This window comes from Paraburkholderia sartisoli (genome assembly GCF_900107685.1).
GTDB lineage: Bacteria > Pseudomonadota > Gammaproteobacteria > Burkholderiales > Burkholderiaceae > Paraburkholderia > Paraburkholderia sartisoli.
This window is the reverse complement of the sequence record NZ_FNRQ01000007.1, coordinates 307,540-334,340: the sequence shown is the minus strand read 5'-3', so window position 1 is coordinate 334,340 and position 26,801 is coordinate 307,540. Positions and strand designations below refer to the sequence as shown.

The 26,801-nt window shown below is 63.8% G+C and carries 30 protein-coding genes; 21 read left to right on the top strand and 9 right to left on the bottom strand.

Annotated features, from left to right (window positions below):
• The first annotated feature begins 6 nt into the window (after positions 1-6).
• The 4 genes from BLV45_RS21365 (at position 7) to BLV45_RS21350 (ending at position 3,721) form a co-directional block, all read left to right on the top strand.
• Complete coding sequence (locus tag BLV45_RS21365) at positions 7-1,077, top strand: ABC transporter permease (RefSeq protein ID WP_090536172.1); 1,071 nt, start codon at positions 7-9, stop codon at positions 1,075-1,077.
• Between the two features lie 64 nt (positions 1,078-1,141).
• Entirely contained in the window at positions 1,142-2,056 is a 915-nt protein-coding gene (nikC, locus tag BLV45_RS21360) for a nickel transporter permease (RefSeq protein WP_090536170.1), read from the top strand.
• 1 nt (position 2,057) lies between these two features.
• Positions 2,058-2,936 (top strand): ABC transporter ATP-binding protein, encoded by an 879-nt coding sequence (locus BLV45_RS21355; protein WP_090536168.1) that lies wholly within the window; start codon positions 2,058-2,060, stop codon positions 2,934-2,936.
• Entirely contained in the window at positions 2,933-3,721 is a 789-nt protein-coding gene (locus BLV45_RS21350; RefSeq protein ID WP_090536166.1) for an ABC transporter ATP-binding protein, read from the top strand. Before BLV45_RS21355 ends, BLV45_RS21350 begins: the two co-directional genes overlap by 4 nt.
• Before the next feature lie 19 nt (positions 3,722-3,740).
• Here BLV45_RS21350 and BLV45_RS21345 read toward each other — a convergent pair whose 3' ends face one another.
• Positions 3,741-4,493 carry an IclR family transcriptional regulator domain-containing protein gene (locus BLV45_RS21345; protein ID WP_090536164.1) on the bottom strand — a complete coding sequence of 251 codons (753 nt, stop codon included), beginning with the start codon at positions 4,491-4,493 and terminating at the stop codon, positions 3,741-3,743.
• Between the two features lie 219 nt (positions 4,494-4,712).
• Between BLV45_RS21345 and BLV45_RS21340 the strand changes: the two genes are divergently transcribed.
• From BLV45_RS21340 to BLV45_RS21285, 13 genes are all read left to right on the top strand, one after another.
• The gene (locus tag BLV45_RS21340; RefSeq protein ID WP_090536162.1) at positions 4,713-5,501 is read left to right on the top strand and encodes a 3-ketoacyl-ACP reductase; all 789 of its coding nucleotides are present in this window, start codon (positions 4,713-4,715) and stop codon (positions 5,499-5,501) included.
• Between the two features lie 94 nt (positions 5,502-5,595).
• Positions 5,596-6,987 carry an MFS transporter gene (locus BLV45_RS21335; RefSeq protein ID WP_090536160.1) on the top strand — a complete coding sequence of 464 codons (1,392 nt, stop codon included), beginning with the start codon at positions 5,596-5,598 and terminating at the stop codon, positions 6,985-6,987.
• 221 nt (positions 6,988-7,208) lie between these two features.
• Positions 7,209-7,622 (top strand): FKBP-type peptidyl-prolyl cis-trans isomerase, encoded by a 414-nt coding sequence (locus BLV45_RS21330; protein ID WP_090536158.1) that lies wholly within the window; start codon positions 7,209-7,211, stop codon positions 7,620-7,622.
• A gap of 201 nt (positions 7,623-7,823) precedes the next feature.
• Positions 7,824-8,279, top strand: a complete 456-nt coding sequence (locus BLV45_RS21325) for a GNAT family N-acetyltransferase (RefSeq protein WP_090536357.1) — start codon at positions 7,824-7,826, stop codon at positions 8,277-8,279.
• A gap of 152 nt (positions 8,280-8,431) precedes the next feature.
• Positions 8,432-8,986: a YMGG-like glycine zipper-containing protein gene (locus BLV45_RS21320; RefSeq protein ID WP_090536156.1), complete on the top strand. Its 555-nt coding sequence runs from the start codon at positions 8,432-8,434 to the stop codon at positions 8,984-8,986.
• 33 nt (positions 8,987-9,019) lie between these two features.
• Complete coding sequence (locus tag BLV45_RS27740; RefSeq protein ID WP_218133552.1) at positions 9,020-9,160, top strand: MBL fold metallo-hydrolase; 141 nt, start codon at positions 9,020-9,022, stop codon at positions 9,158-9,160.
• A 74-nt stretch (positions 9,161-9,234) separates the two neighbouring features.
• Positions 9,235-10,281, top strand: coding sequence for a glycosyltransferase family 9 protein (locus tag BLV45_RS21315; protein WP_090536153.1), 1,047 nt, complete (start codon positions 9,235-9,237; stop codon positions 10,279-10,281).
• A 167-nt stretch (positions 10,282-10,448) separates the two neighbouring features.
• Entirely contained in the window at positions 10,449-10,781 is a 333-nt protein-coding gene (locus tag BLV45_RS21310) for an ArsR/SmtB family transcription factor (protein ID WP_090536151.1), read from the top strand.
• Positions 10,778-11,248 (top strand): ArsI/CadI family heavy metal resistance metalloenzyme, encoded by a 471-nt coding sequence (locus tag BLV45_RS21305; RefSeq protein WP_090536149.1) that lies wholly within the window; start codon positions 10,778-10,780, stop codon positions 11,246-11,248. The genes BLV45_RS21310 and BLV45_RS21305 overlap by 4 nt, the downstream gene beginning before the upstream one ends.
• Complete coding sequence (gene arsB, locus BLV45_RS21300; RefSeq protein ID WP_090536147.1) at positions 11,235-12,320, top strand: ACR3 family arsenite efflux transporter; 1,086 nt, start codon at positions 11,235-11,237, stop codon at positions 12,318-12,320. Before BLV45_RS21305 ends, arsB begins: the two co-directional genes overlap by 14 nt.
• Complete coding sequence (gene arsC / locus BLV45_RS21295) at positions 12,317-12,742, top strand: arsenate reductase (glutaredoxin) (protein ID WP_090536145.1); 426 nt, start codon at positions 12,317-12,319, stop codon at positions 12,740-12,742. Before arsB ends, arsC begins: the two co-directional genes overlap by 4 nt.
• Positions 12,739-13,503, top strand: a complete 765-nt coding sequence (arsH, locus tag BLV45_RS21290; RefSeq protein ID WP_090536141.1) for an arsenical resistance protein ArsH — start codon at positions 12,739-12,741, stop codon at positions 13,501-13,503. The genes arsC and arsH overlap by 4 nt, the downstream gene beginning before the upstream one ends.
• A gap of 347 nt (positions 13,504-13,850) precedes the next feature.
• A complete protein-coding gene (locus BLV45_RS21285; protein WP_090536139.1) occupies positions 13,851-14,933 on the top strand; it encodes a tartrate dehydrogenase in 1,083 nt (360 codons plus the stop codon).
• Between the two features lie 42 nt (positions 14,934-14,975).
• On the opposite strand, the gene BLV45_RS21280 is transcribed toward BLV45_RS21285, so the two are convergent.
• The 7 genes from BLV45_RS21280 to BLV45_RS21250 all read right to left on the bottom strand — a co-directional run bounded on the left by BLV45_RS21280 (position 14,976) and on the right by BLV45_RS21250 (position 22,260).
• On the bottom strand, positions 14,976-15,380 hold the full coding sequence (locus tag BLV45_RS21280; protein WP_090536136.1) for a DUF427 domain-containing protein: 405 nt from the start codon (positions 15,378-15,380) through the stop codon (positions 14,976-14,978).
• A gap of 199 nt (positions 15,381-15,579) precedes the next feature.
• Positions 15,580-16,392 (bottom strand): ABC transporter permease, encoded by an 813-nt coding sequence (locus tag BLV45_RS21275; protein WP_090536134.1) that lies wholly within the window; start codon positions 16,390-16,392, stop codon positions 15,580-15,582.
• 38 nt (positions 16,393-16,430) lie between these two features.
• Entirely contained in the window at positions 16,431-17,684 is a 1,254-nt protein-coding gene (locus BLV45_RS21270; protein WP_090536132.1) for an ABC transporter permease, read from the bottom strand.
• Between the two features lie 37 nt (positions 17,685-17,721).
• Entirely contained in the window at positions 17,722-18,777 is a 1,056-nt protein-coding gene (locus tag BLV45_RS21265) for an ABC transporter substrate-binding protein (protein ID WP_090536130.1), read from the bottom strand.
• A gap of 1 nt (position 18,778) precedes the next feature.
• On the bottom strand, positions 18,779-19,960 hold the full coding sequence (locus BLV45_RS21260) for an ABC transporter ATP-binding protein (protein WP_090536128.1): 1,182 nt from the start codon (positions 19,958-19,960) through the stop codon (positions 18,779-18,781).
• 33 nt (positions 19,961-19,993) lie between these two features.
• On the bottom strand, positions 19,994-21,157 hold the full coding sequence (locus BLV45_RS21255; protein ID WP_090536126.1) for an aromatic ring-hydroxylating oxygenase subunit alpha: 1,164 nt from the start codon (positions 21,155-21,157) through the stop codon (positions 19,994-19,996).
• Between the two features lie 176 nt (positions 21,158-21,333).
• Entirely contained in the window at positions 21,334-22,260 is a 927-nt protein-coding gene (locus BLV45_RS21250; RefSeq protein WP_090536124.1) for a LysR family transcriptional regulator, read from the bottom strand.
• Between the two features lie 275 nt (positions 22,261-22,535).
• Between BLV45_RS21250 and BLV45_RS21245 the strand changes: the two genes are divergently transcribed.
• From BLV45_RS21245 to argE, 4 genes are read left to right on the top strand one after another with little or no spacing between them, the layout of a single operon-like run.
• Positions 22,536-23,885: a flavin-containing monooxygenase gene (locus tag BLV45_RS21245; RefSeq protein ID WP_090536122.1), complete on the top strand. Its 1,350-nt coding sequence runs from the start codon at positions 22,536-22,538 to the stop codon at positions 23,883-23,885.
• A 53-nt stretch (positions 23,886-23,938) separates the two neighbouring features.
• On the top strand, positions 23,939-24,376 hold the full coding sequence (locus tag BLV45_RS21240; RefSeq protein ID WP_090536120.1) for a RidA family protein: 438 nt from the start codon (positions 23,939-23,941) through the stop codon (positions 24,374-24,376).
• A 10-nt stretch (positions 24,377-24,386) separates the two neighbouring features.
• On the top strand, positions 24,387-25,064 hold the full coding sequence (locus BLV45_RS21235; protein ID WP_090536117.1) for a DUF1028 domain-containing protein: 678 nt from the start codon (positions 24,387-24,389) through the stop codon (positions 25,062-25,064).
• Positions 25,057-26,220 carry an acetylornithine deacetylase gene (argE, locus tag BLV45_RS21230; protein ID WP_090536115.1) on the top strand — a complete coding sequence of 388 codons (1,164 nt, stop codon included), beginning with the start codon at positions 25,057-25,059 and terminating at the stop codon, positions 26,218-26,220. Before BLV45_RS21235 ends, argE begins: the two co-directional genes overlap by 8 nt.
• A gap of 43 nt (positions 26,221-26,263) precedes the next feature.
• Here the strand turns inward: argE and BLV45_RS21225 are convergent, their stop codons facing one another.
• Entirely contained in the window at positions 26,264-26,779 is a 516-nt protein-coding gene (locus BLV45_RS21225; RefSeq protein ID WP_245753447.1) for an OmpA family protein, read from the bottom strand.
• Positions 26,780-26,801 lie beyond the last annotated feature (22 nt).

The following is a 26,801-nucleotide window of genomic DNA, read 5'->3' as shown; positions in this document are numbered from 1 at the left end:
ATCCCTATGTCGACGCCTGTCACCCTTTCCGCGCGCGTGCGCGTGCTTTCCGCGCGAAGCCCTGGTATCCGCTGGACGCTGCGCCTGTTGCGCTGGATCGTGACGCTCGTGATCACGTTCACGGGCCTGCTCGCGGTCACATTCGTGATCGGCCGCAAGGTGCCGATCGATCCGGTGCTGGCGATTCTCGGCGATCGCGCGTCGGCGAGCGCCTACGCGGCCGCGCGCATTCAGCTGGGTCTGGACCAGCCGCTCGTGGTGCAGTTCCTGATCTACGCGCGCGACGTGCTGCACGGGAACTTCGGCATGTCGCTCCTGACCGCGCATCCCGTCATCGACGACATCAAGCGCGTGTTTCCGGCGACGCTCGAACTCGCGACGCTCTCGACGATACTCGGCGTGCTCGTCGGCGTGCCGCTTGGCGTGATCGCGGCGGTGCGCCATAACCGGTGGATCGATCACATCGCGCGTTTCGTGGGTCTGGTGGGCAGTTCGGTGCCTGTGTTCTGGCTCGGCCTGATGGGGCTGCTGCTCTTCTACGCGAAGCTGCACTGGGTGTCGGGGCCGGGGCGCATCGATCCGGTATTCGACGGCATGGTCGACACCCACACTGGCAGCCTGCTGGTCGACTCGATCATCGCCGGCGAGTGGGACGTGTTTTTCAACGCGTTCTCGCACATCGCGCTGCCCGCGGCGATTCTCGGTTACTACTCCGTGGCGTATCTGAGCCGGATGACGCGCTCGTTCATGCTCGAACAGCTGAGCCAGGAATACATCACGACCGCGCGCGCGAAGGGGCTGCCCGAGCGGCGCGTGATCTGGCGTCACGCGTTCGGCAATATCGCGGTGCCGCTTCTGACGGTGATCGCGCTTACGTACAGCTATCTGCTGGAAGGCTCGGTGCTGACGGAGATCGTCTTTGCGTGGCCCGGCATCGGTTCGTACCTGACGGGCGCGCTGCTGAACGCCGACATGAACGCCGTGCTCGGCAGCACGCTCGTGATCGGCGTCACGTTCATCGCGCTCAATCTGCTGACGGACGCGCTCTATCGCGTGTTCGATCCGCGCGCCCGCTGATGACCCGGAGATCCATCTCGTGCAGCCGCTTTCCGATCACGCCACGCCAACCCCGGAATCCTCGATGAACGCCGCGCCCCGACACTGGAAAAGCTGGCTGCTGACCGACACGCCCGCTTCCCGCAAACAGGCCGCGCTCGGCCTCGCGTATCGACGCTGGCAGCGTTTCGCGGGTAATCCGCTGTCGGTGTTCGGCTTCGTGATTCTCGCGGCGCTGATCGTCGTCGCGGCGATCGGCCCGCTGATCGCGCCACACGATCCGTTGCAGCAGGTGCTCTCCGACCGGCTCATGCCGCCGGGCTCCGCGTCCCACTGGTTCGGTACCGACCAGCTTGGGCGCGACATTCTCTCGCGCCTGATCCATGGCTCGCGGCTCACGCTTTCGATCGCGATCCTGGTGGTGGTGATCGTCGTGCCGGTGGGTCTTCTGATCGGCACCACGGCCGGCTTCTTCGGCGGCTGGGTCGACACCGTGCTGATGCGGATCACCGACGTCGCGCTCGCGTTTCCGAAGATCGTGCTCGCACTGGCGTTCGCCGCCGCGCTCGGGCCAGGGGTCATCAACGCGGTGATCGCGATTTCGATTACCGCGTGGCCGGCGTATGCGCGTCTTTCGCGTGCGGAGACGTTACGGCTCGTCGAGGCCGATTTCATCCACGTCGCGCGCCTGCAGGGCGCGTCGCGGTCGCGCATCCTGCTGCGGTATATCGTGCCGCTGTGCTCGTCGTCGGTGATCGTTCGCGCGACGCTCGACATGGCCGGCATCATCCTGACCGTCGCCGGTCTCGGCTTTCTCGGGCTCGGCGCGCAGCCGCCCGCGCCGGAGTGGGGCTTCATGGTCGCGTCGGGCCGCAACGTGCTGCTCGACGCGTGGTGGGTCGCGACGATTCCCGGCTTCGCGATCCTGCTCGTGAGCCTCGCGTTCAATCTGCTTGGAGACGGCCTGCGCGACGTCTTCGATCCGCGTCATGGAGGCTGACATGCAAGCTGGTACCACGCAGCCCCTGTGCGAGATCGACGATCTTCGCATCGCTTTTCGCGGACACGACGGCACGCCGGTCGACGCCGTGCGCGGCCTGTCGCTGTCGCTCAGGCGCGGCGAGCGGCTTGGCATCGTCGGCGAATCGGGTTCCGGCAAATCGCTGACGGGGCGTGCGCTGCTTGGTCTGTTGCCGCCTGCCGCGCACTGCACCGCGAAGACGCTCAGGTTCGACGGCGAGGATCTGCTGGCGATGTCCGCCTCGAAGCGCCGCAAGCTGTGCGGCCGGCAGATGGGCATGATCCTGCAGGACCCGAAATACTCGCTGAATCCGGTGATGACGGTCGCGCAGCAGATGGCCGAAGCGTTCGCGCTGCATGGCCCGAAGGTCTCCCGCCGCGAGATGCGCGGCAAGATCGTCGCCGCGCTCGAAGCGGTGCATATCCGCGTGCCCGAGCGTGTCGCCGATGCTTACCCGCACGAACTGTCGGGCGGCATGGGGCAGCGCGTGATGATCGCGATGATGGTGTCGTCCGGGCCGCGCCTTCTGGTCGCCGACGAACCGACCAGCGCGCTCGATGTGCTCGTCTCGATGCAGGTGCTCGGCATTCTCGACGAGATGATCGAAAAGCACGACACGGGGCTCCTGTTCATCAGTCACGACCTGCCGCTCGTGATGTCGTTCTGCGATCGCGTCGTGGTGATGTACGCGGGGCGCGTGGTGGAAACGTGCGCCGCGCGCGATCTCGTGCATGCACGGCACCCTTATACGCGCGGGCTGCTGGCCGCCAGTCCGCCGCTCGTGAATCCGCCGGAGGAACTGGCGGTGCTCAAGCGCGACCCGGCGTGGCTCACGGAATCGACGGGAGTGTTCGAATGATCGAGGTCAGCGCCCTGACGGTCCGCTTCAAGACGAAGACCGGTTACTTCGACGCGGTGCGCGACGCGACCTTCCATGTGGGCGAAGGTGAAGTGTTCGGGATCGTCGGCGAATCGGGTTCCGGCAAGTCGACGATCCTGCGCGCGCTGACGGGCCTCGCGCCCGCGGCTTCGGGCACGATGAAGACCGGTGCGCATGCATCCGCCGAAAAAGCAAAGGCCGGCCGCGCGTTTCGCCGCGACGTGCAGATGGTGTTTCAGGATCCGTACGGCTCGCTGCATCCGCGCTTCACCGTCGACCAGACGTTGCGCGAGCCGCTCGCGATCAACGGCATCGACCGGCAGGACGAACGGATCGTCGCTGCGTTACTGGAAGTGGGGCTCGGCGCGGCGTTCCGGTTTCGCTATCCGCATCAGCTTTCGGGCGGGCAGCGGCAGCGCGTGGCGATCGCGCGGGCACTGATTGTCGAGCCGCGCGTGCTGCTGCTCGACGAGCCGACGTCCGCGCTCGACGTATCGGTACAGGCCGAAATCCTCAACCTGCTGCGGCGGCTGCACCGCGAGCGCAACCTGACGATGATCCTCGTGAGCCACAACCTCGCGGTGATCGGTTTTCTCTGCTCGCGCGTGGCGGTGATGCGCAACGGCGAGATCGTCGAGGAGCTGGGTATCGAAGCGATTCGCGCGCAGCAGGTGGACAACGATTACACGCGCAGCCTGCTGCTGGCGACAGGCGGTTACCAGCGCAAGGCCGTCGAGGCGATCGGCATGGACGCCGCGCTCTAGCGTCGCGCGCGGCGTGTCCCTAGACCACGGCGCGCAACAGGCTCGCGGTTTCCTGCAGCACCGGCAGCACGCGCGCGAGCGCTTCGCTGCCCGATTCCTTGCCGGTCTGCATGCTGACGCTGATGGCCCCGAGCACGACGCCGTGGCGGTTGCGCAGCGGCACGGCGACCCCCCGCATGCCGACTTCGAGCTGTTCCTCCGACAACGCGTAGCCACACTGAAGCACCTGGTCGATCTGGGCCCGCAGGCGCGTCTTGTCGACGACCGTGTGCGGCGTGAACACCTTGGGTTCGTATCGTTCGAGGAATGCCGTCACGCGTTCGGGCGGCTGATGGGCGAGCACGATCATGCCCGCCGACGAAAGCGGTGCCGCCGCCCGCGAGCCGAGCAGAAAGCCGACGGTCGTGACCCGGCTGCTGCCGTTGCGCGCCACGTAGACGACGTCGTCGCCATCGAGCACCGCCAGCAGGGCGCTTTCCTGCACGGCGGCGGTGATGCGCTGCAGGAAAGGCTGCGCGATACGCGGCAGACGCGCTGACGAAAACCAGGCTGTGCCAAGGCGCAGCACGCGCGGCGCGAGCCAGAAGAGCCGGCCGTCGGTTTCCGCATAGCCGGCGTCGGCGAGCGTCAGCAGGTAGCGGCGCGCTGCGGTGCGGGTCAGCCCGGTCAGTTCCGCGACGCCCGCCGGGTTCATGCGCGGATGATCCTCATCGAACGCTTCGATGACAGCCAGCGCCTTCGTCGCCCCTGCAATTCGGTCTTTGTCGTTCACGGTGCTGCTCCGTAGAAACCCGGGTTACGGGCGAAGTTCGCGCGCCGTGCGCGAATAGCGCGCATTTTACGCCGGGCGCCGTTGTCCTGTGCGGGCCGAAAGCGTAATTTCCCGACATGCGCCGCACGTGCCATCACCGTGCAGGTTCATCTTCCCTGTCAAGGCAGCAGAGCCGCAGAACAGGGAAGGCCATCTGAGGGGCTTTACAGGTTTCACGTCATGGATATTCAGGATTCGGGTTCACGGGTTGCTCTCGTGACGGGCGGCATGGGCGGGATCGGCAAGGGCATCGCGCTTGCGCTCGCCGCGCGCGGCTTCGATGTCGTGATTGCCGACCGCCGCATCGACCCGGCTCGCGCTGACGAATTTCAGACGATGTTTCCCGCGTCCGCGCGTGTCGCTTTCGTCGAAGGCGATCTGGCGAATCTCGACGATCATCCGCGGTTCGTGAATGCGGCGTTCGACGCGTTCGGCCGTCTCGATGTGCTGGTGAACAACGCAGGGGTGTCGGTTTTGTCGCGTGGCGATCTGCTGGATGTGTCGCCTGAGAGTTACGACCTGAACTTCAGCGTGAACACGCGCGGCACGTTCTTTCTCACGCAGGCCGTCAGCCGGCGGATGATCGAAGCGGAGCCGGCTGGCGTGGAAAGCGCCCGGTCGATTATCTTCGTGTCGTCGTCGAACGCGGCGATCGCGGCGCCCGAGCGTGGCGAGTACGCGATGTCGAAGGCCGCCGTCGCGATGACCTCGAAACTTTACGCGCTCAGGCTTGCGGCGCACGGCATTGCGGTGTATGAAGTGCGACCAGGCCTGATCAGCACGCCGATGACGCAGGTCGCGCAGGCGCGCTTCGACAACCTGCTTGCCGGGGGCTTCACGCCGATCAACCGCTGGGGCACGCCGGAAGACGTCGGCCGCGCGGTGGCGACGATGGCCGCCGGCGACCTGCCATTCACGACCGGCACCGCGATTCAGGTGGATGGCGGCATGCATATCCACCATTACTGAGCGGACGCGTCGCGTCGAATCTGTTTTCGCTTTGGCTTTATCTGACGTAGCAGTACGGAATCACCGTGGTTACATATCAATATGGGAGACTGAAATGGCTGGCAGCCTGACCGAACATGAGCCTCACGGCACACATCAGACACGAAAGGCGACCGCGAGCGGCTGGATTGGCTCTGCGCTCGAATACTACGACTTCTTCATCTATGCGACCGCGGCGGCGCTGATCTTCCCGCAGCTGTTCTTCCCTTCGGGCAATCCGAAGATCGCGATCGTCGCTTCGCTGGCGACGTATGGCGTGGGTTACGTCGCGCGACCCATCGGTGCATTCTTCCTCGGACACTGGGGCGACACCAAGGGCCGCAAGAACGTGCTGCTGGTCTGCATGTTCATGATGGGCTTTTCGACGATGGCCGTGGGCCTGCTGCCGACTTACCATCAGGTCGGCATGCTGGCACCGGTGCTGCTGGTCGTGCTGCGCCTGATCCAGGGCTTCGCGGTGGCGGGCGAGATTTCGGGCGCGAGCTCGATGATTCTCGAACACGCTCCGTTCGGGCGACGCGGTTATTACGCGAGCTTCACGCTGCAGGGCGTGCAGGCCGGCCAGATTCTCGCCGCCGCCGTGTTCCTGCCGCTCGCGCGATTCATGCCCGAAGGCGCGTTCAACGCATGGGGCTGGCGCATTCCGTTCCTGCTGAGCGCCGTGGTTCTGATCGCGGGCTACATCATCCGTCGCAACGTCGAGGAAACGCCGGCCTTCGAAACCGAAGGCGCCACACCCCGCTCGCCGATCCTCGAGGCCTTCAAGTTCGGCTGGAGGGAGATGATCGTCGTCGTGTGCTGCTCGCTGATGAACGTCATTCCGGTGGTCGCGACGATTTTCGGTGGGGCCTATGCGGTGCAACCGTCGTACGGGATCGGCTTTCCGAAGAGCGTCTATCTGTGGATCCCCGTGCTCGGCAACATCCTGGCCGTGCTCGTGATTCCGTATGTCGGCAACCTCTCCGACAGGATCGGACGCCGGCCGCTCATCATCGGTGGCGCGCTCGGTTCAGGGCTGCTGTCGTTCGGCTACCTGTACGCCATCAGCATCCACAGCGTGCCGCTTGCGATCGTGATGTCGCTGCTCATGTGGGGCGTGGTCTACCAGGGGTACAACGCGATTTTCCCGAGCTTCTATCCGGAACTCTTCCCGACGCGTTCGCGGGTTTCCGCCATGGCGATTGCGCAGAACGTCGGCACGACGATTACCGCGCTGCTGCCGGCGCTGTTCGCCACCGTCGCGCCGCCGGGATCGACCAACGTTCCGGTGATGATCGGCTCGATCACGTTCGGCATCACGGTGATCGCCGCGATCGCCGCGTTCAGCGTGAGGGAAACGTACCGGATTCACCTGAACGATCTCGGTGAACGGAGCGCCACGCCGGTCGACAAGCTCGACTACATCCGGCTGCGCGAACAGACCCTGTCCGCCGCAAAGACCGCCTGACAGCGGTTCTGGTCGGGATTGATCTGGCGATAGTGGATCGTGTGTTGACGTTCTGACGCACTGCATGATCCGTGCGAGAGCCTGTCTGAACGCAGGGCTCTCGCGCGTGCCGCAACGGCTTTCGCGCGAATGCCGCCAGCGTGTTCCTCGCTACGTTTCATTGGGCCTTGCTTTCGGAGTGACGTCTTTTACAATAGCGACGCATCCAACTGGAGGTTCATTTGAAATCTATCGTCGTCACACTCGCAGCCGCCGTTCTTGCTTCGACGGCTTTCACCGCAGCACCCGCCATGGCGAGCACCACCGAAAAACTGCCTTCGGGCGTGGTCGTCGAGCACCTGACGGCAGGCAATGGCGCGCAGCCCAAGGCCACCGATGTCGTGACGGTCAACTATCGCGGCACGCTTGCGAACGGCACCGAGTTCGACGCGTCGTCCAAACATGGCGGCCCGGCAAGCTTCCCGCTGAACCGCGTGATTCCGTGCTGGACGGAAGGCGTGCAAAAGATGAAGGTCGGCGAAAAGGCGAAACTCACGTGCCCGGCGGCAACCGCCTACGGCGAACGCGGTGTCGGCGCGATCCCGCCGAACAGCGACCTGACGTTCGAAGTCGAACTGATCAGCATCGGCAAGTAAGGTCATCCGGCGCCCGGCTGCAACCGGCGGGCGCCGCTCCCTTCATCTGCATTTCGCGGCCGCCCGGCTGCCAGTACGGTGGCACCATGGAAATGGCTTCCACTGGTACTTTTCCTCGCGCGATGACGCGCGTAAGCTGGCTTGCATCCATGTGCTTCGCGCATGAATTCACGCATGAATCCAGCCACGGAAAAACACCACATGACATCCCCGGAAAGAACCGAGATCAGACTATTGTCGCCGGACGATTTCGACGCATGGCTGCCGCTGTGGCGCGGCTATCAGGCGTTCTATAAAACCGACATTCCCGCTGAAACGACGAAGCTCACGTGGGACCGGATTCTCGACCCCGCGGAACCGGTGTTCGGCGCGCTCGCGCTGCTCGATGGCCGGGCGGTTGGCATGGTGCACTGGATCATGCACCGGTCCTGCTGGACCGTCGGCGACTATTGCTACCTGCAGGACCTGTTCGTGGAAAACGGCGTGCGCGGCGCCGGAATCGGCCGGAAGCTGATCGAGGAAGTGTACGCACGGGCGGCCGGGGCGCAGTGCTCGCGCGTGTGGTGGCTGACGCACGAAACGAATCATGACGCGATGCAGCTGTACGACCGTATCGCGGACCGTTCGGGATTCGTGCAATACCGCAAGATGCTGTGAGCGCATGAAGCGTTTCCTGCGAGCCCTGCATTTGCGCGCGCGGGCGGTGCTGGCGAAATGTAAGCGAAAAAACTTTCAGTAACGATCTGGTAACCACAAATTGGGGCGATTGGCCTACCGTGGAGACTCTGAGTTACTCCATCTTCGCCAACATGATTCACAGCCCGAAAATGATTCGCGTCGCACTCCCCACGGTTCTCGTTGCACTGGTGCTCGGCGGTTGCGCTGTCGTGCCGCCGAGCGGCCCGAGTATCGTCGCGCTGCCGCGTAGCGGCGAGCCGCTCAACCAGTTCCAGCAGGACGATTATGCGTGCCGCGACTACGCGTTCCGCGCGAGCGATGCCGCTGGGGCGTCGCAGAACGCAACGTCGAACAGCGTGGGCAGCGCCGCGGTCGGCACGCTCGGCGGCGCCGCCGTGGGCGCGCTGCTGGGCGCGGCGGCGGGCAATCCGGGCGCCGGTGCGGCGATCGGCGCGGGCAGCGGGCTGCTGGTCGGTGGCGCGGCGGGCGCAAACGGCGCGCAGTATTCGGCGGCCGGTTTGCAGGCGCGCTACGACGCGGCCTACGCGCAGTGCATGACGTCCAAAGGCAACACGATCGCGCAGCCGCAGATGCCGGTCTACGCGCCGCAACCGGTGTACATGGCGCCTCCGCCGCGCTACATGGCGCCGCCGCCGGTCATGTACGCCCCGTATCCGTATTATTGAACGCGGGTCGGGCGGTCCCATTCACCGGGCAGCATGAGCCTCGGGGAAGCGGGCTCCGGCACGCTGTTTTCCAGCGATGCGCGCTACGACGGCCCGCTCGTTGACGCGATAGAAGGCACCGACATTTCCACCCGCATGCGCACGATGCCGGCGGCGCACGCCACTATTACGTAACCGGCTGTAACCATCGTCGCTCTGTCTTATCATGTCCGCTCTTCCATGCTGACACACACAAGGCGGATCGACGCGTGAACCCTCTCAATCCAGCCGATGCATTGACGTTTCCCGGATCGCTCCTTTCTCCGGACGGACGTCTCGTGGCTTCGTACGATCTGGAAACGGGCGACGACAGCGTCGAGGGCTACCGGGCAGCGGCGGATCTGCCAGGGATTTTCAACGCGGGGGTAGAGCGTTTCAGTATCGACTACCGCACGACATCCGACGTTCACGTCGTCAACGGAATGGGCGTGACGCTCGGCGATTCGATCATCGGGCTCACGGCGATGTCGGCTGTGATGCACGCGTTCCCTGACGTGAGGTTCACGCTCTATCGTCCAGGCCGCGCGCCTGCATTCGTGGAAGAACTGTATGCACTCGCGGGCGCCTTGCTGTCGGCGCGCGTCACGCTGCCGTTTTCCCTGAGCGAATTGCCCGATGGCGCCACCGTCATCGATGTCGGCAATCATCTCTTCTGGCCGGACTTCGCCGCGCTGCCCATGATCGACTTTTTTCTGGGCGCGCTGGGCGTCGATGCATCGAGCGTTCCGTCGAGCCAGAAAGCAAACCGCTGGCTTGCAGACGTATCGCTGCCGGCGTTGCCGGCCCAATGGCGGGACCAGCCATACGTCCTGTTCTGCGCGTCGGCGAGCACGCCGGTGCGCAGCATTCCCCAGCACGTTCGCGCGGATCTCGTTGGCCGGCTGGTGAAGCGATACGATCTGCCGGTGCTCGGATTTGGTCCGGTTAATCATGCACGTTATGTCGACGTGCAGTCCGTCGCCATCGATACGGCGCATTTTCTCGCGCTGATTCGGGGCGCGCGCTGTGTGCTGACCTGCGACACGGCGGCCGTACACGCCGCAGCGGGCTTCGATGTGCCCACAACAGCCTTCTTCACGACGATCGAGCCTGCGCTGCGCGTGCGCGATTATCCGGCGTGCCGCGCGGTCGAACTGTTGCTGCCGCAACTGTGCGGTATCCACGCGAGCAATCAGGCACGCGATATTGCGCTGATCGAGCGTGCCTATAGCGACTTGCTGCGCGAGACGATTCCGCTGCCTGATCTTGCCGAATGACTCGGGGTGGCGAGGTCCGCTTCAGCTGACTTGCTGAGCGATTTGCTGGTGACCGCAGTCGCGCCGCTACGCTGATCACCCGGCGTATGGGTCCGCAAAAAACCCGCACATCGACTTCATTTCAATAATACTTGAAATGTCGAAGCGGATGGCTTATCGTTCTGCCCATGGACTCGAATCTCGTTGTGCGCGCACTGAGCGCGCTCGCCCACGAATCGCGCCTCGCGATCTTTCGCTTGCTGGTCGTCGCCGGTCCGGACGGCATGCCTGCGGGTGAGATCGCGCAGCAGGTTGGGCTTTCCCCTTCAAGTCTGTCGTTCCATCTGAAAGACCTGTCGCACGCAGACCTGGTGAAGCCGCGACAGGACGGACGGTTCGTCATCTACACGGCTAACTTCGATGCGATGACGGGCCTGATTGGTTTCCTGACGGAGAATTGCTGCGCGGGCGCGACCTGTGCCGCGAGCGATGTTCCCGACTGCTGCGGAGACACGCCATGAAGCGCATGCATATTCACGTCGCGGTGGAGAACCTCGGCGACAGCATCCGGTTCTATAGCGCCATGTTCGGCAATGCCGAACCAGCCGTGCTCAAAGCCGACTACTGCAAATGGGAACTGACCGATCCGGCGGTGAACTTCGCCATTTCGCAGCGCGGTGCGAAACCGGGCGTCGATCACGTCGGTATCCAGGTCGAAACCGATGCTGAGCTGGCCGAGATGAATGCACGTTTCGCTGCGGCGCAACTCCCGGTACAAATCCAGACAGGGACGACCTGTTGTTATGCCAGGTCAGACAAGGCGTGGACGATCGATCCGCAGGGCGTCGCCTGGGAAACTTTCAAGACGCTCGAAGCCGCACCGGTCTACGGCCGCTCGCGCGAACCATCGCAACCACACGCTCAATCGCCGGCCGCATGCTGCGCGACCGGTGAGAAGCTCGCGGAAGAATCAAATGAGCAGCATTGATACGGCAAGCGGCGGCACACACCCGACGATGGGTTTTTTTGAGCGTTACCTGACGGTCTGGGTCGCATTCTGCATCGTGGGCGGCATCCTGCTCGGGCAGGTGTTTCCCGGGCTCTTTCAGGCGATCGGCCGCATGGAAGCGGCGCAGGTCAATCTCCCGGTCGGTGTGCTGATCTGGATGATGATCATCCCGATGCTGGTCAAGATCGACTTCGCCGCGATGACCCAGGTCAGGCGCCAGTGGCGTGGTATCGGCGTCACGCTGTTCGTGAACTGGTTCGTCAAACCGTTCTCGATGGCGCTGCTCGGCTGGATCTTCATCCGCCATGTGTTTGCGCCGTGGCTTCCCGTCGATCAGGTCGACAGCTATATCGCCGGTCTGATCCTGCTGGCCGCGGCGCCATGCACGGCGATGGTGTTCGTCTGGTCGCAACTCTGCCGGGGCGATCCGTACTTCACGCTCTCGCAAGTGGCGCTGAACGATTCCATCATGATCGTGGCCTTCGCGCCGCTTGTCGCATTCCTGCTTGGCCTGTCGGCGATCACGGTGCCCTGGGATACGCTGATCATTTCGGTTGGCCTCTACATCGTGATCCCGGTTGCCCTTGCCCAGTTACTGCGTCGGCGCCTGCTGGCGAGAGGTGAAGTGTATTTCCGGCAGGCGGTCGCGCGCCTCGGCCCCTATTCGATCTGCGCGCTGCTCGCAACACTGGTGCTGCTCTTCGCGTTCCAGGGGCAGGCGATTATCCGGGAACCCCTCGTCATCGCCATGCTTGCGGTGCCGATCCTCATCCAGGTGTTGTTCAATTCCGGTCTTGCGTACGTGTTGAATCGCCGGCTCGGTGTCGCGCATTGTGTTGCCGGGCCGTCCAGTCTCATCGGGGCAAGCAATTTCTTCGAGCTCGCGGTAGCGACCGCGATCAGCCTGTTCGGCTTTCATTCGGGTGCGGCGCTCGCCACGGTGGTCGGCGTGCTGATCGAAGTGCCGGTGATGCTGTTTGTCGTCGGCATGGTGAACCGCTCGCAACACTGGTACGAAGGGAAACAGGGCATCAGGAGGCAAGAAGCATGAGCATCACGATTTATCACAATCCGGATTGCGGCACGTCACGCAACACGCTGGCCATGATCCGCAACGCGGGCATCGAGCCAGAGATCATCGAATACCTGAAAACCCCTCCGGACAGGACCACGCTGAAGGATCTGATCGCCCGCGCCGGTCTCACGGTCCGCGCCGCGCTGCGTGAAAAGGGTACGCCTTACGCCGATCTGGGCCTGGACGATCCATTGGTGAGCGATGAGGCATTGCTCGACGCGATGCTGGAACACCCGATCCTCATCAATCGCCCGTTCGTTGTCACACCGCTTGGCGTGCGCCTGTGCCGGCCCTCCGAGGTCGTGCTCGACATTCTGCCCGCGCCGCAAAAGGGCGCGTTTGCCAAGGAGGACGGCGAACCGGTGATCGATAGCGCGGGACGCAGGGTCCGCGAATGACACAGGATATTCCCAACGTCAGTGCGCCGCACCTCGACACGCCGGATTTGCGGAAACTCGAACCACGCGCGGTTTCGCAACACGCACCGCGAATTTTGCTGCTCTACGGTTCGTTGCGCCCCACGTCATACAGCCGGCTTCTGACGCTGGAAGCCGAACGCATCCTGCGTCATTTCGGCGCCGAAACGCGGGTCTTCGATCCGCACGGCTTGCCGCTGACAGACAGCGTCGCTGCCGATCATCCGAAAGTGGCCGAGCTGCGCGCACTGTCGGAATGGTCGGAAGGACAGGTATGGTGCAGCCCGGAGCGTCACGGCACGCTAACGGCCGTCTTCAAGAATCAGATCGACTGGCTACCGCTTGAAAGCGGTGGCGTGCGTCCGACCCAAGGCCGCACGCTTGCCGTGATGCAGGTGTGCGGCGGATCGCAGTCGTTCAACGCCGTGAATGCGTTGCGCGTGCTCGGCCGCTGGATGCGGATGGTGACCATTCCGAACCAGTCGTCGGTGGCGAAGGCCTGGCAGGAGTTCGACGCCGACGGCCGGATGAAACCATCGGCTTATTACGATCGCGTCGTCGACGTGATGGAAGAGCTGTACAAGTTCACGCTGCTTGTGCGCGACCGGTCGGATTATTTGACCGATCGCTACAGCGAGCGAAAAACAGCGCATCCAGAGCCGGCGATGACACTGGCAAACGCCGCCATGGATCATGAAGCACTAACCGCCAATGCAGACACGGACGACGGCGAAACGGAGTGACAGCGATCCTGCGCGAGACCATCGTGCAGGACGTGATGTGGACGTAGGGTTATGGCTCGATGCCCGCGAATATTGCCAGGGGCATGGCGCCGGTTTCAGTTGCCGCGAGCCGGCTACGAACGGGTAAGCCGCGAAGAGGTTCCCGGCGAAGTGAGACTATGCAGGCAATTCGCGGCGCTGTGCCCGTCGACGGCCTCCTGCATGCGAAAGCGGCTCCGCGCGGCAGCCTCCGCGCCCATCGTCGAGCGGCCGGCAGCCAACTGATTTCCGACGCTTCGCGCTACGCGAACACCGCAAGAAACCATTCGCAATAGAATGGTTGCCGCAGACACAACCAGGAGACCCGCATGCCCCGCCCCACATACCGCATTGCTGTGATTCCAGGAGACGGCATCGGCAAGGAAGTGATGCTCGAAGCGTTGCGCGTGCTCAACGCCGTCAGCCAGCGCTTCGATCTCGCGCTCGATTACCAGCACATCGAGTGGGCAAGCTGCGACTATTACGCGCGGCACGGCCAGATGATGCCCGACGACTGGAAAGCGCAACTCGCGGATGTCGACGCAATCCTGTTTGGCGCGGTTGGCTGGCCCGATGCCGTGCCCGATCACATCTCGCTGTGGGGCTCGCTGCTGAAATTTCGCCGCGAGTTCGACCAGTACATCAACCTGCGCCCCGCGCGGCTGTTCGACGGCGTGCCTTCACCGCTTGCCGGGCGCAAGGCGGGCGACATCGATTTCATGATCGTGCGCGAGAACACCGAGGGCGAATACTCGTCGGTGGGTGGCACGATGTTCGAGGGCACCGAGCGTGAACTCGTGATGCAGCAATCGATCTTCACGCGCAAGGGCTCCGAGCGCGTGCTGAAGTTCGCGTTCGATCTCGCGCGGCGCCGCGAAAAGACGATCACGGTGGCGACCAAGAGCAACGGCATTTCGATCAGCATGCCGTGGTGGGACGCACGCGCGGCAGAAGTGGCCGCGCTTTATCCGGACGTGAAATGGGACAGGCAGCACATCGACATCCTGTGCGCGCGCTTCGTGCTAAACCCGGATCGCTTCGACGTAGTGGTGGCGACCAACCTGTTCGGCGACATCCTGTCCGATCTCGGGCCGGCCTGCACCGGGACGATCGGCATCGCGCCGTCCGGCAACCTCAATCCGGACCGCGTGTTTCCGTCGCTGTTCGAACCGGTGCATGGATCCGCGCCGGACATCGCCGGTAAAAACATCGCGAACCCGGTGGCGATGATCTGGTCCGCGGCGATGATGCTCGACTTCCTCGGCAAGGGCGAGGGCGTCGAGCATGAAGCGCACGACGCGATCCTCGGTGCCATCGAAGCGGTGCTGAAGGATGGTCCCCACACGGGGGACCTGGGCGGCCGTGCGAATACGACGGAAGTCGGCAAGGCGATCGCGGCGCGGCTGGGTTGAGTGCGCGTTTGATCGTGCGGATTGGTGTGCGGGTTGGCGTCCTCAGGCGGCGGAATCCAGTTCCTCGATGGCGTCGACCCGGTCCGGATAGAACGCGACGTGGTCCTTGATCAGTGCGACCGCATCGTACGGATTCTCGTACGTCCATACCGCGTTGACCGAGCGCTCGCCACCGGTCGGAATCGAGTAGTACGCGCATTCGCCTTTGTACGGGCAGTAAGTGGTGTGATCGGCGCGCTCGAGCAGCGTCATGTCCACGTCTTCGCGCGGGATATACAGCACGGCCGGATAGCTGGCCTCGCGCAGCTTCAGCGCGCGACGCGTGTCGGCGAGCGTGCGGCCCGCGATGGAAACCACCACGCGCGTGGCGTTGCGCTCGATGGTGATCGGGTGATCGGGACCTGGAATCTTCACAGTGCGTGTGGGCTGCTGCGTGGTGTTCGACATGTCGACCTCGTGAGGTGGATCAATCAGGCGCTTGCGTCAAAGACGGCTGGCTGGCAGTGCGGTCGGGCATTCAGGCATGCGACCCGCCGCGTGACAGAGATGCGCGCTCCGTGAGCATAAAGCCGTTGCAGGATTCTTGCTGACGATCGGGTCGGGACTGTCAGCGCGCGCTTGCTGTCCTCGCCGGTGCGGCGCGGCCTCAGCCCGGTACCCTGCTCCCACGCAGCCAGTTAATGCTCGCGAAGAGCAGCACTGCGAACACGATCAGCATCGTCGCCACGGCGAGGATCGACGGGTCGATCGAGTCGCGGATACCGCTCCACATCTGTCGCGGCACGGTGGTTTGATTCGGGCCGCCGATGAACAGGATGACGATGACTTCGTCGAACGAGGTCGCGAACGCGAAGACGCTGCCGGTCGCGACCGCCGGTGTGATGAGCGGCAAGATCACGCGCCTGAATGTGACCCAGGGCGTCGCGCCGAGCCCGGAAGCGGCGCGCAACAGACTCTGGTCGAACGAAAGCAGTGACGCCGTCACGGTGATCACGACGAATGGCGTGCCGAGCGCCGCATGCGCGAGCACCACGCCGGGATACGAGTTCACGAGGCCGAGCGGCGCGAAGATCAGATAAAAGCCCGCGGCCACGACGACGATCGGCACAATCATCGGCGAGATGATGATCGGCATGATCAGCGAGCGCAGCGGAAACTGCGCGCGCGAAATGCCCAGCGCGGCGAGCGTGCCGAGACACGTGGCGATCAGCGTCGCCGCCGCGCCGATGCCGATGCTGTTCAGCAGCGCCCGTTGCCAGTCCGGGCTCGTGAGCGCCTGCTCATACCAGCGCAGCGAAAAGCCCTGCAACGGGTAGGAGAAGTACGATCCCGAATTGAACGAGAGCGGGATGATCGCGAGAATCGGCGCAATCAGGAAGAACAGCACAAGCGCTGAATGCAGCCATACCCCGCGCGCGGCGATGCGTTCCGTCAGTACTCTGTTGCGTTGACCTTGCATGTCGTTCCTTCGTCGCGTCCGCGTGTTTCGACCTGGTTTCAACCGAAGCGCAGGCGGTCGATGCCGACGATGCGGTTGAACAGGAAATAAAAGATCGCCGTGAAGATCACGAGATAGGCCGAGAGCGCACCGGCGAGGCCCCAGTTGAGTTGCGTGTTGGTCTGTATCGCGATGAGCTGGCTGATCATCTCGTCGCCGGCGCCGCCGAGCAGCGCCGGCGTGATGTAGTAGCCGAGCGCGAGCACGAACACGAGGAAGCAGCCCGCGCCCACGCCTGGCAGCGTCTGCGGAATGTAGACCCGCACGAACGCGGTGAACGGGTGCGCCCCAAGCGATTGCGCGGCCCGCACGTACACGGGCGACACGCTCTTCATCACCGAATAGATCGCGAGAATCATGTAAGGCAGGAGCACGTGCGTCATGCCGATGAGCACGCCCGTGCGGTTGAAGACGAGCGGCAACGGATGCGTGACGAGCCCGAGACCCATCAGCAGGCTGTTGATGACGCCGCCCGGTTGCAGCAGAACGTACCATGCAGTCGTGCGCACGAGCAGCGAAGTCCAGAACGGCACGATCACGAGAAGCATCAGCCGGTTGCTGCTTTTCGCAGGCAGGTTCGCGAGCAGCCAGGCGACCGGATAGCCGAGCACGAGGCACAGCAGCGTGACCGTCGCGCTGATCGAGATGGTGCGGGCGAACGCCTGCCGGTAGACGGAAGCGTTGTCCGGTACGAACGCGACTGAGCCTTGTGGCGTCACTTGCGCGTCGACGGCGGCGAGCAGAAAGTCCGGTGTCGGCGACGCGGCCGCCCGCTTCAGCTGGCGCCACGTCTCCGGTGAGTTCCAGCGTTCGTCGAGTTCAACGAGCGCTGGCTTCCACGCGGGCGGTGTATCGGCGGGCAACTGGCGCTCGGTGCGTATCAGCAGGCTGCGGAACCCGGCCTGAGCGAAGTTCAGCCGCCGCGCGACGGTGCCGAGCTGTCCGTTTTGCTGCGCCTCCCGGAGCCCCGTGGCGAGCAGCGCGAACGTGTGCTCGTCCGGCACGCCGTGGCCATCCCACGCATCGAGCGCGCGCGTGAGCGCGGGCATGCTGTCGGACACTTCGCGATTCTCCACGCTGCGCGCGAGCAGGAGCGCGATCGGCGCGATGAACGTCGACAGCAGAAACACAAGGAGCGGCAGTGCAAGCAACAGCGCCTGCATCGATGCGCGGCGGTGTGCCTTCCGGAACGCCGTGCGGCCGTCGGCTCTCGTCGGAGAGCCCGGGCCCCTCGCGGGGGCCGAAGCGGGCATGTGAGTAGTCAAGTCGGGCTCTCGTCGGACGATAGTGTTACTGCGTCAGCCACACCTGGAAGCGCTTGTTGATCTGGTCCGCGTTGTCGGCCCAGAAGTTCGCGTTGATCTGCAACGCGCGCTTGAAGTTATCAGGCGAGGTCGGCAGATCGGCGAGGCGCTGCTTGTCGATAAGCGCGATCGCGTCCTTGCGTGGCGGCGCATAGGCGATGTACTTCGACAGGTCCGCATAGGCCTTTGGCTGCGAAGCGGAGACGATGAATTTCATTGCGGCGTCGGTGTGCTTCGCGCCCGTCGGCACACCCCACCAGTCGTAGTCGTAGACCTGCGCGTCCCAGACGGTCTTGAACGGCTTGTTGTCCTTCTTCGCGGCGTCGTCGATGCGGCCGTTGTAGGCCTGCGTCATCACGACCGCGCCGTCCGCGAGCAGCTGCGGCGCCTGCGCGCCCGACTCCCACCACACGATGTTCTTCTTGATCGTGTCGAGTTTCTTGAACGCCCGATCCACGCCCGCGGGCGTCCCCAGTACCTTGTAGACATCCTTCGGGGCGACGCCGTCGGCGATCAGCGCCCATTCCATCGTGACCTTCGGCGACTTGCGCAGGCCGCGCTTGCCCGGGAATTTCTGCAGGTCGAAGAAGTCGTTGACGGTCGTTGGCGCGGTTTTGAGCTTGCTCGCATCGTAGGCATAGATCGTCGACCAGACCATGCTCGCCACCGCGCAATCGCTGATCGAACCGGGGATGAAGTCGCTCGTCTTGCCGATCGACTTCCTGTCGAACTTCTGCAGGAGGCCTTCGTCGCAGGCGGTGATCGCGTCGTTCGTCTCGAGGTCGATCAGGTCCCACGTGGTGTTTTTCGCCTGCTCCATCGCGGAGAGCTTCGCGAGGCCGCCGTCATACGATTCGGTCGAGAAGCCGATACCCGTGGCCTGCGTGAACGGTTCGAAATAGGCCTTTCTGGCCGCCGCTTCATACGCGCCCCCGAAGGTCACGACGGAAAGCGTCTCCGCTGCCTGAGTGGTCACGGTGGTGAATGCGGCTGCGGCGAGTACGGCGAGTGCGGCGCTTTGTGCTTTGATATGGATGCGCATGTCAGTTGGCTCCTGCAGGTGCGGTCGTGATGATGGAAGGTGAGGGCGGCGTGGATACGTGAATCGTGGGCGCGCTGCGTGGCACGCTCATCGCGAGAATCTTGCAGTCATCGTGGCGCCAGGCGATCTCGATCGTGCTGCCGGGCGAAGGCAGCGCATGGCGCTGCGTATTGGGTACCTTCACGACGAAGGAATCGCGCGAACCGAGCGCGAGATGCACGCGATGATGGTCGCCGCAATACACCAGTTCCTCGACGCGTGCGCGCACCACGTTGCTGTGTTCGTCGGCCTGCGAGCCGTCGGCGCTCGGGATATGCGCACGTTCGGGGCGCAGCGCGAGCATGGCTTCGTCGCCCGCGCGCAGGCCGGGTTCGCAACGGCCACGAATCACGCTGCCGTCCGAAAGCGCGAACGTCGCCCAGTCCTCGCCTGCGCTGACGACGCGTCCAGTCAACCCGTTGTTTTCGCCGACGAAGTTCGCGACGAACGCGTTCTGCGCGTTCTCATAGAGCTCGCTCGGCGTCGCGACCTGCTGGATACGCCCATCGGAGAACACGGCGACGCGATCCGACATGGTGAGCGCCTCGGCCTGATCGTGCGTCACGTAGACGATCGTGAGCGACAGTTCGCGATGCAGGCGCATGATTTCGTATTGCATGGTTTCGCGCAGGTGTTTGTCGAGCGCGCCGAGCGGCTCGTCCATCAGCACGACGCTCGGCTCGAACACGAGCGCGCGCGCGAGCGCCACGCGCTGCTGCTGCCCGCCGGAGAGCTGCGCGGGCCGCCGGTTCGCCAGATGCGGCAGTTCGATCATCTCGAGCGCGCGCTTCACGCGTGTCTTCTGTTCGGCGCGGCTGACGTGCCGGACAGAGAGCGGAAACGCGACGTTCTCCGCAATCGTCAGATGCGGAAACAGCGCGTAGTTCTGAAACACCATGCCGATGTCGCGCTGGTGCGGCGGCTTGTCGTCGAGCCGCCGTCCGTCGAGGCGTATCTCGCCGTGCGTGGGCGACTCGAATCCCGCGAGCATCATGAGCGTCGTCGTCTTGCCCGAGCCGGACGGACCCAGCAGCGACAGGAATTCTCCCTTGCGCACGTCGAGGTCCAGGCCGTCGACGACGTATTGCGCGCCGTCGTACGACTTGCTCACGCCCGAGAATGAGATGAAGGAAGGGTTCGACATCGTGATCGCGTCCTCTTGTGCGGTGCGTCGTGGTCAATGCGTGCCGGGTTGCATCGCGCCGAGTTTGCTGGCGATATAGCGCGCGAAATCATAGTTGGGACGTTCGAGATGGCTCAGGTGTCCGGGCTTCGCGAGTGGCGCATGCACGCCGCGAAAGACGGTTTCCACGCCGCGTTTGTCTTCCGCGTTCACTTCGTCCAGCAGCTTCTTCAACGTCGTCATGTGTGCGTTGGCCTCAGGATCCGCGATGAACTCCGGCGCAAGCCCGCCGCCGAAGCGGATATGCACGTGGTCCACGCCTTGAGGCTGCAGCACGAGATACCAGAAGTAACCCGGCGTGAGCGTGACGAGATGCGTCGGGTAGATCGCGAGCAACGCCGTGGTCTTGCGCCAGTGTCCCGTGAGACGCGAGTTGTCCGGATGCGCGTTGCCGATGGGCAAGGACGCTTCCTTCGTGATCCAGTGATAGTTGAAGGCCGGATGGCCCGGCGGGCATTCCATTTCATCGAGCCGCGAATGGGGTCCTACCGTCGCGCGATGCAGCATGGGCAGGTGATAGCTTTCCATGAAGTTTTCCGCGAGGATCTTCCAGTTCGTATTCCACACGTGCTCCTCATGGAAGGTCTCGATGTAGTCCGACATGCCGTACGCACCGATGAGCTCGCCCAGCGCGGCGAGTTGCGTCCGCACAGGCGGCGCGTTTTCGTCGAGCGTCACGTAAAGCCAGCCTTGCCATTCTTCGCAGCGCACGGCGGGCAGCCTGTAGCTTTCCTTGCAGAAGCCCTCTTGCCGGTCCATGAGCGGCGCGCCTTGCAGCGCGCCGTCCAGCGAATAGTTCCACGCGTGATACGGGCAGACGATGCGACGCACGTTGCCGCGCCCTTCGAGCAGCACCGACATGCGATGCAGGCACACGTTCGACATCGCCTTGAGCTGCATCTGTTCGTCGCGCAGGATGACGACCGGTTGCGCGCCAATGCGCGCCGTCATGTAGTCGCCAGGCGCCTTGAGCGTGCTGGCGCGGCCAATGCATTGCCATTCACGCTCGAAGATGCCACGCTCTTCGAGCGCGAGGAATTCGGGCGACGTGTAGACCCCAGGCGGCATCGCATGCGCGTCGCTGAATGGTCGTTCGCAACCCGTCTGTAGTGCGTCAACAAGTGCCTGCACTGCGATCGTCCTTGCTGGGCTGGCCATGCGTCCTCCTTGTTTTTCCACGGTGAGAACGCCAACGCCAGTATTGCAGCGTCGCGCTCAACATGGACATCAATCTATCAAGCCAAATTGCAAGCCAGAATATTGTTTTTAGATACAAAGCAAAGTTTTTACCTATGCAGCGCGCAGGCGTGATGCAGACGACAGGGTCTGTCTGATCATGCGTCGATATGCAGCCGCTGGATATAGGTTTCGCAGAACGACGCGAAGCGCTGCACGACCTGGCGCGGCTTCATCGTTCGCGATTGCGCGACGCCGAGCATCGTTGCGTTGACGTTGTCCTTGAAGCGCCTGATGACGAACTCCTCCCCGTCCACGGTGCGATTCGATTTAAGCGGAAAGTTCAGGAGGCTATAGCCAAGGCCGTTGGCCACCATGCCACGCACGACCTCTGGCTGCGATGAACGGAACGCCGGCACGGGGCGGTTGCCCACCGCATCGAAGAGCGCGGCGAAATACTCGCGGCTGTGCGGCAGATCGAGCATCACGTACGGCTCGGGCAGGAGATCCGCGAGCGATACCTTGCGGGCGCGCGCGAGGCGGTGTGTTCTCGGCAGGATCGCATACGGCGGCAGCGAGAGCAGCGGCGTGAAGGCGATGTCCTCGGTCAGGTCGAGGCTGTAGGTGAGGACGATGTCGAGCGAGCCGTCGTGCAGGCCGCGCAGGAGTTCATCCTGATTCGCCTCGACGGTGCGAAACGAGATGCCCGCGTGCTCGCCCGTGAAGCGGCTGATGAGTCCCGGCATGAGTGGCGGCGCGAGCGACACGAGGCAGCCGAGCGTGATGGCGCCCGTCATGCCGCCGTCCATTTCCTTGGCGGTCGTCTGCAATTCCTCCGCCATCTTCAGCAGATTGCGCGCCTGCCCGAGCAGATCGCGTCCGGCCTGCGTGAGCGACAGGCCGCTCGCGTGATGTCGTATGAAGAGTTGCACGCCGAACGACACTTCGAGGTCTGCGAGCGCCGTCGAAATCGACGGCTGCGAGATGTGCAGATGCTTCGCGGCGGCAGTGAAGGACAGCGCTTCCGCGGTGACCACGAAATAGCGCAGCTGTCGCAATGAGTACCGTAGCAGGTGACTTTCCATCGACGACGCTCCATGTTCAAGGCCTTCATTGGACCGCACTGATGAAGGGCATTGTGGAGCGGCCAAAAAAGTTTGCATAGGTAAATCCGATGCCATGCATTTTTTTAATATATTTTTCAGATTCTGAAGGGGCGCGTAGATTTTCATCCAGACGAACGGACCAGGCGGCAGCGCGCTGCGGGAAACACGACTGGGTCCACAACGGTCGCGAGCGCTCAAAGACCGCGAGGCCGCAACCGGATCGAAACATTCCGCCTTTTCAGAAGGACACAGCCATGACAGTGGAAACAACGTCAATCGACACGCTTGTGGTCGGCGCCGGTCAGGCCGGCGTCGCCATGAGTGAACATTTGAGCCGGCTCGGCGTGCCGCATCTCGTGCTGGAACGCGCCCGGATCGCCGAGCGCTGGCGCACGGGACGTTGGGATTCGCTGGTGGCCAATGGCCCGGCGTGGCACGACCGGTTCCCGAATCTCGAGTTCGCGGACTTCGACCCCAACGCATTTGCTTCGAAGGAGCAGGTCGCCGACTATTTCGTCGCCTATGCGAGGAAGTTCGAAGCGCCGATCCGTACCGGCGTGGAAGTCGGGAAGGTCGTGCGCAATGAGGGGCGGCACGGCTTCACCGTCGAAACATCGGAGGGCACGATCGAGGCCGCTCGCGTGGTCGTCGCGACGGGACCCTTCCAGCGCCCCGTCATTCCGCCGATCGCGCCGCAGGATGCGCGTCTCACGCAGATTCATTCCGCCGACTACCGCAATCCCGCGCAATTACCCGAAGGCGGCGTGCTGGTGGTGGGGGCGGGATCGTCGGGCGTGCAGATCGCGGACGAGTTGCAACGTGCGGGCAAGCGCGTCTATCTGTCGGTCGGCGCGCATGATCGCCCGCCGCGCGCCTATCGCGGTCGCGACTTCTGCTGGTGGCTGGGCGTGCTCGGCGAATGGGACGCGGAGGTCATGAAACCCGGCAGGGAGCACGTCACGATCGCGGTGAGCGGTTCGCGTGGCGGCCACACCGTGGATTTCCGGCGTCTTGCGCATCAGGGCATCACGCTGGTTGGTCTGACGAAATCGTTCCACGATGGCGTCGTGACCTTCGAAGCGGATCTCGCGGAGAACATCACGCGCGGCGACGAGAACTATCTGTCGCTGCTGGACGCAGCCGACACGTATGCCAGACGCAACGGTCTCGATCTTCCCGAGGAACCCGAAGCCCGCGTCATTCCCGCGGACCCGGAATGCGTGACGAACCCGCTGCACGATCTCGATCTGGCGAAAGCCGGCGTGACCTCGATTGTCTGGGCGACCGGGTATGCCGTCGATTTCAGCTGGTTGAACGTCGACGCCTTCGATGAGAAAGGCAAGCCGAAACATCAGCGCGGCGTGTCGAAGGAGCCTGGCATCTATTTCCTCGGCCTGCCCTGGCTGTCGCGCCGCGGCTCCGCGTTTATCTGGGGCGTGTGGCACGACGCGAAGCACATCGCCGATCACATCGTCACGCAGCGCAAATATCTGGCGTATTACGATGGACCGCAACGCGAAGCACATCGCTGCGGCGAGGAAAACGCTGAAAACACGTCCACCGGTCCACGCCCCCATAAAATCAGCGAGATGAGCGTGAACTGATGCATGCGCTCCTTGATCCGCAATCCATTTCTTCCAGGCATTAAGGTGCATTGATGAGCCAACCCACGCATACCCGTATCCGCATGTTCAACACGAAGGATACGTATCCGAACCAGACGCTCGACAACGATCTTTGCCAGGCCGTGCGCGCCGGCAACACCGTCTATGTGCGCGGCCAGGTGGCAACGGATTTCGAGGGCCGCCTGGTTGGTCTCGGCGATCCGCGCGCCCAGGCCGAGCAGGCGATGAAGAACGTCAAGCAGTTGCTGGAAGAGGCGGGCAGCGACCTGTCTCACATCGTCAAGACGACGACGTTCCTGACCGACATCCGTTACCGTGAGCCTGTCTATCAGGAAGTCGGCAAGTGGTTGAAGGGCGTGTTTCCCATTTCCACCGGACTCGTCGTGGTCGCGCTGGGTCAGCCGCAGTGGTTGATGGAGATCGACGTTATCGCGGTCATTCCGGATGGATGGACGTCGCCGAAGGCTTAAGGAGCGGGATATGACATTCTCTATCGTCGGACGTTGTCCGGAATCCGGGCAGCTCGGCATCGCGATCAGTTCGTCCAGCATCGCGGTAGGCGCCCGATGCCCATGGGTGCGCGCAGGCGTGGGCGCGGTGGCGACGCAAAACGTGACGCTGCCTGCGCTCGGCCCGCAGATTCTCGATCTTCTGGAGAACGGAAAACTCGATCCCGCCGCGGCGCTGGACCGTGCGCTCGGCGCGAGCGAGTGGAGCGAATACCGGCAGGTGACGGTGATCGACGGCCAGGGTCGCACGGCATTCTTCAGCGGCAAGGAAGCGCTGGGCACGTATCACGCCGTGGCTGGCAGGCAATGCGTAGCCGCGGGCAACATGCTGACTGGCATCGAAGTGATCGAGGCGATGGTTCCGGCATTCGAGCAGGCACCCGGCACGCTCGCCGACCGCCTGCTCGCGGCCATGCATGCCGCGATGGCCGCCGGCGGCGAAGCGGGGCCCGTGCATTCGGCGGCGCTCAGGATCGTGGGCGACGTGATCTGGCCGATCGCGGATTTGCGGGTCGACTGGGCCGATGACGATCCCATCGGCCAGCTCGACAGGCTATGGCAGGCATATCGGCCGCAGATGCAGGACTACCTGACGCGGGCGTTGAATCCGACTGCCGCGCCCAGCTACGGAGTGCCCGGCAATGAATGACCGGTCCAGCCGTGCGCTACTTGAACGGCTGATCGGCTTCGCCACTGTTAGCCGTGACTCCAATCTGGAGATGATCGAATTCATTCGTGATTACCTCGACGAACTCGGTGTCGAAAGCGAGCTGTTCTATAACGTCGAGCGCACCAAGGCGAATCTGTTCGCGACCATCGGTCCGCGTGAGGGCGGCGGTATCGTGCTGTCCGGCCATACGGACGTCGTGCCCGTCGATGGCCAGCCGTGGACCGTCGATGCATTCCGTCTCACCGAACGCGACGGGCGTCTGTATGGCCGCGGCACGGCCGACATGAAGGGCTTCATCGCTTCGGTGCTGGCGGCGGTACCAGCGTTCATCGAGTGCGATCTGAAGCTGCCCGTGCATCTCGCTTTTTCGTACGACGAGGAAGTGGGATGCCTCGGCGTGCGGCCGATGCTGGCGGAACTGGAACGACGCACGCACAAGCCGGCGCTTTGCCTGATTGGCGAGCCGACCGGGCTCAAGCCGGTGCTGGGCCACAAGGGCAAGCTGGCGATGCGCTGTCAGGTGAAAGGCGCGCCGTGCCACTCGGCCTACGCGCCGTATGGCGTCAACGCGATTCAATACGCCGCGCGGATGATCGGTCGCCTGGAAGAGATCGGCGAGCAGCTGGCGCAGCCCGAGCACCACGACGCGCGATTCGATCCACCGTTCTCCACCGTGCAGACGGGCGTGATCAAGGGCGGGCGGGCGCTCAACATCGTGCCGGCCGAATGCGAATTCGACTTCGAAGTGCGCGCGCTGCCGGGCTTCGATGCCAACCGGGTCGCCGACGACTTGCAGCACTACGTCGAGGCTGAGCTGCTGCCAAAGATGCGCGCAGTGAAGTCCGACACCGACATCCACCTTCAGCCGCTCTCCGCCTATCCGGGCCTGGCTACGCCACCCGACAGCGAAGCGGCGCGTCTTCTGGCGTTGCTCAGCGGCTCTAGCGACTTCGGCACGGTGGCGTTTGGCACCGAGGGCGGGCTCTTCGATCAGGTGGGCATTCCCACGGTGGTGTGCGGACCAGGCAGCATGGACCAGGGGCACAAGCCGGACGAATTCGTCACCGTCGAGCAATTGCACAATTGCGATGCGATGCTGGCTCGTCTGGCGGTTTATCTCTCGGCTGCGTCTTGAGACGCATGCATCGAGGAGGCAGCCCCTCTCCAGGCCTGCCTCTTTACTCTGCCTCGACGACGATCGCCACGCGCCGGTTCTGTGCACGCCCTTCCGCCGTGCGATTGTCCGCGACCGGATATTGCTTGCCCATTCCGCGTTGCTGGATGTTGGCCGGGTTCATGCCCGCGCCAGTCAATGCAAGCGCCACCGCCGCCGCGCGCCGCGCGGAGAGCGCGTCGTTATAGGCATCGGTTCCCGACGCATCGGTATAGCCGAACACGCGCAAATGCCCGATGCCTACCGCAAGCAAGGATTCCCCGAGCTTGCCAATCGCGCGCTGGCTGTCGATCGAGAGCGCGTCCGCATCCGAGTCGAAGAGCACCTTGTCGGACAGTCCGAGCGTCCAGCCGTCCGCGGTCTCGACGAAGCCCTGCTGCTTGAGCACCGTCACCTGCGCGGGCGTAAAGCCGTGCGTGGCGGGTGCGGACGTCTGGCAGCCGCCGAGCGCCAGGGCAGCTACAGTTGCACCAGCAACGATGGCTGTGCGCATCAGGCGAGATACATTCAATTCGTGCATGCTGTGTTTCCTTCACGTCCCC

What these genes read in the sequence shown, in the direction of transcription:
- BLV45_RS21365 (WP_090536172.1), top strand. Translation starts at nt 7, where the DNA reads ATGTCGACGCCTGTCACCCTTTCCGCGCGCGTGCGCGTGCTTTCCGCG.
- nikC (WP_090536170.1), top strand. Translation starts at nt 1,142, where the DNA reads ATGAACGCCGCGCCCCGACACTGGAAAAGCTGGCTGCTGACCGACACG.
- BLV45_RS21355 (WP_090536168.1), top strand. Translation starts at nt 2,058, where the DNA reads ATGCAAGCTGGTACCACGCAGCCCCTGTGCGAGATCGACGATCTTCGC.
- BLV45_RS21350 (WP_090536166.1), top strand. Translation starts at nt 2,933, where the DNA reads ATGATCGAGGTCAGCGCCCTGACGGTCCGCTTCAAGACGAAGACCGGT.
- BLV45_RS21340 (WP_090536162.1), top strand. Translation starts at nt 4,713, where the DNA reads ATGGATATTCAGGATTCGGGTTCACGGGTTGCTCTCGTGACGGGCGGC.
- BLV45_RS21335 (WP_090536160.1), top strand. Translation starts at nt 5,596, where the DNA reads ATGGCTGGCAGCCTGACCGAACATGAGCCTCACGGCACACATCAGACA.
- BLV45_RS21325 (WP_090536357.1), top strand. Translation starts at nt 7,824, where the DNA reads ATGACATCCCCGGAAAGAACCGAGATCAGACTATTGTCGCCGGACGAT.
- BLV45_RS21320 (WP_090536156.1), top strand. Translation starts at nt 8,432, where the DNA reads ATGATTCACAGCCCGAAAATGATTCGCGTCGCACTCCCCACGGTTCTC.
- BLV45_RS27740 (WP_218133552.1), top strand. Translation starts at nt 9,020, where the DNA reads ATGAGCCTCGGGGAAGCGGGCTCCGGCACGCTGTTTTCCAGCGATGCG.
- BLV45_RS21310 (WP_090536151.1), top strand. Translation starts at nt 10,449, where the DNA reads ATGGACTCGAATCTCGTTGTGCGCGCACTGAGCGCGCTCGCCCACGAA.
- BLV45_RS21305 (WP_090536149.1), top strand. Translation starts at nt 10,778, where the DNA reads ATGAAGCGCATGCATATTCACGTCGCGGTGGAGAACCTCGGCGACAGC.
- arsB (WP_090536147.1), top strand. Translation starts at nt 11,235, where the DNA reads ATGAGCAGCATTGATACGGCAAGCGGCGGCACACACCCGACGATGGGT.
- arsC (WP_090536145.1), top strand. Translation starts at nt 12,317, where the DNA reads ATGAGCATCACGATTTATCACAATCCGGATTGCGGCACGTCACGCAAC.
- arsH (WP_090536141.1), top strand. Translation starts at nt 12,739, where the DNA reads ATGACACAGGATATTCCCAACGTCAGTGCGCCGCACCTCGACACGCCG.
- BLV45_RS21285 (WP_090536139.1), top strand. Translation starts at nt 13,851, where the DNA reads ATGCCCCGCCCCACATACCGCATTGCTGTGATTCCAGGAGACGGCATC.
- BLV45_RS21280 (WP_090536136.1), bottom strand. Translation starts at nt 15,380, where the DNA reads ATGTCGAACACCACGCAGCAGCCCACACGCACTGTGAAGATTCCAGGT.
- BLV45_RS21275 (WP_090536134.1), bottom strand. Translation starts at nt 16,392, where the DNA reads ATGCAAGGTCAACGCAACAGAGTACTGACGGAACGCATCGCCGCGCGC.
- BLV45_RS21270 (WP_090536132.1), bottom strand. Translation starts at nt 17,684, where the DNA reads ATGCCCGCTTCGGCCCCCGCGAGGGGCCCGGGCTCTCCGACGAGAGCC.
- BLV45_RS21265 (WP_090536130.1), bottom strand. Translation starts at nt 18,777, where the DNA reads ATGCGCATCCATATCAAAGCACAAAGCGCCGCACTCGCCGTACTCGCC.
- BLV45_RS21260 (WP_090536128.1), bottom strand. Translation starts at nt 19,960, where the DNA reads ATGTCGAACCCTTCCTTCATCTCATTCTCGGGCGTGAGCAAGTCGTAC.
- BLV45_RS21255 (WP_090536126.1), bottom strand. Translation starts at nt 21,157, where the DNA reads ATGGCCAGCCCAGCAAGGACGATCGCAGTGCAGGCACTTGTTGACGCA.
- BLV45_RS21250 (WP_090536124.1), bottom strand. Translation starts at nt 22,260, where the DNA reads ATGGAAAGTCACCTGCTACGGTACTCATTGCGACAGCTGCGCTATTTC.
- BLV45_RS21245 (WP_090536122.1), top strand. Translation starts at nt 22,536, where the DNA reads ATGACAGTGGAAACAACGTCAATCGACACGCTTGTGGTCGGCGCCGGT.
- BLV45_RS21240 (WP_090536120.1), top strand. Translation starts at nt 23,939, where the DNA reads ATGAGCCAACCCACGCATACCCGTATCCGCATGTTCAACACGAAGGAT.
- BLV45_RS21235 (WP_090536117.1), top strand. Translation starts at nt 24,387, where the DNA reads ATGACATTCTCTATCGTCGGACGTTGTCCGGAATCCGGGCAGCTCGGC.
- argE (WP_090536115.1), top strand. Translation starts at nt 25,057, where the DNA reads ATGAATGACCGGTCCAGCCGTGCGCTACTTGAACGGCTGATCGGCTTC.
- BLV45_RS21225 (WP_245753447.1), bottom strand. Translation starts at nt 26,779, where the DNA reads ATGCACGAATTGAATGTATCTCGCCTGATGCGCACAGCCATCGTTGCT.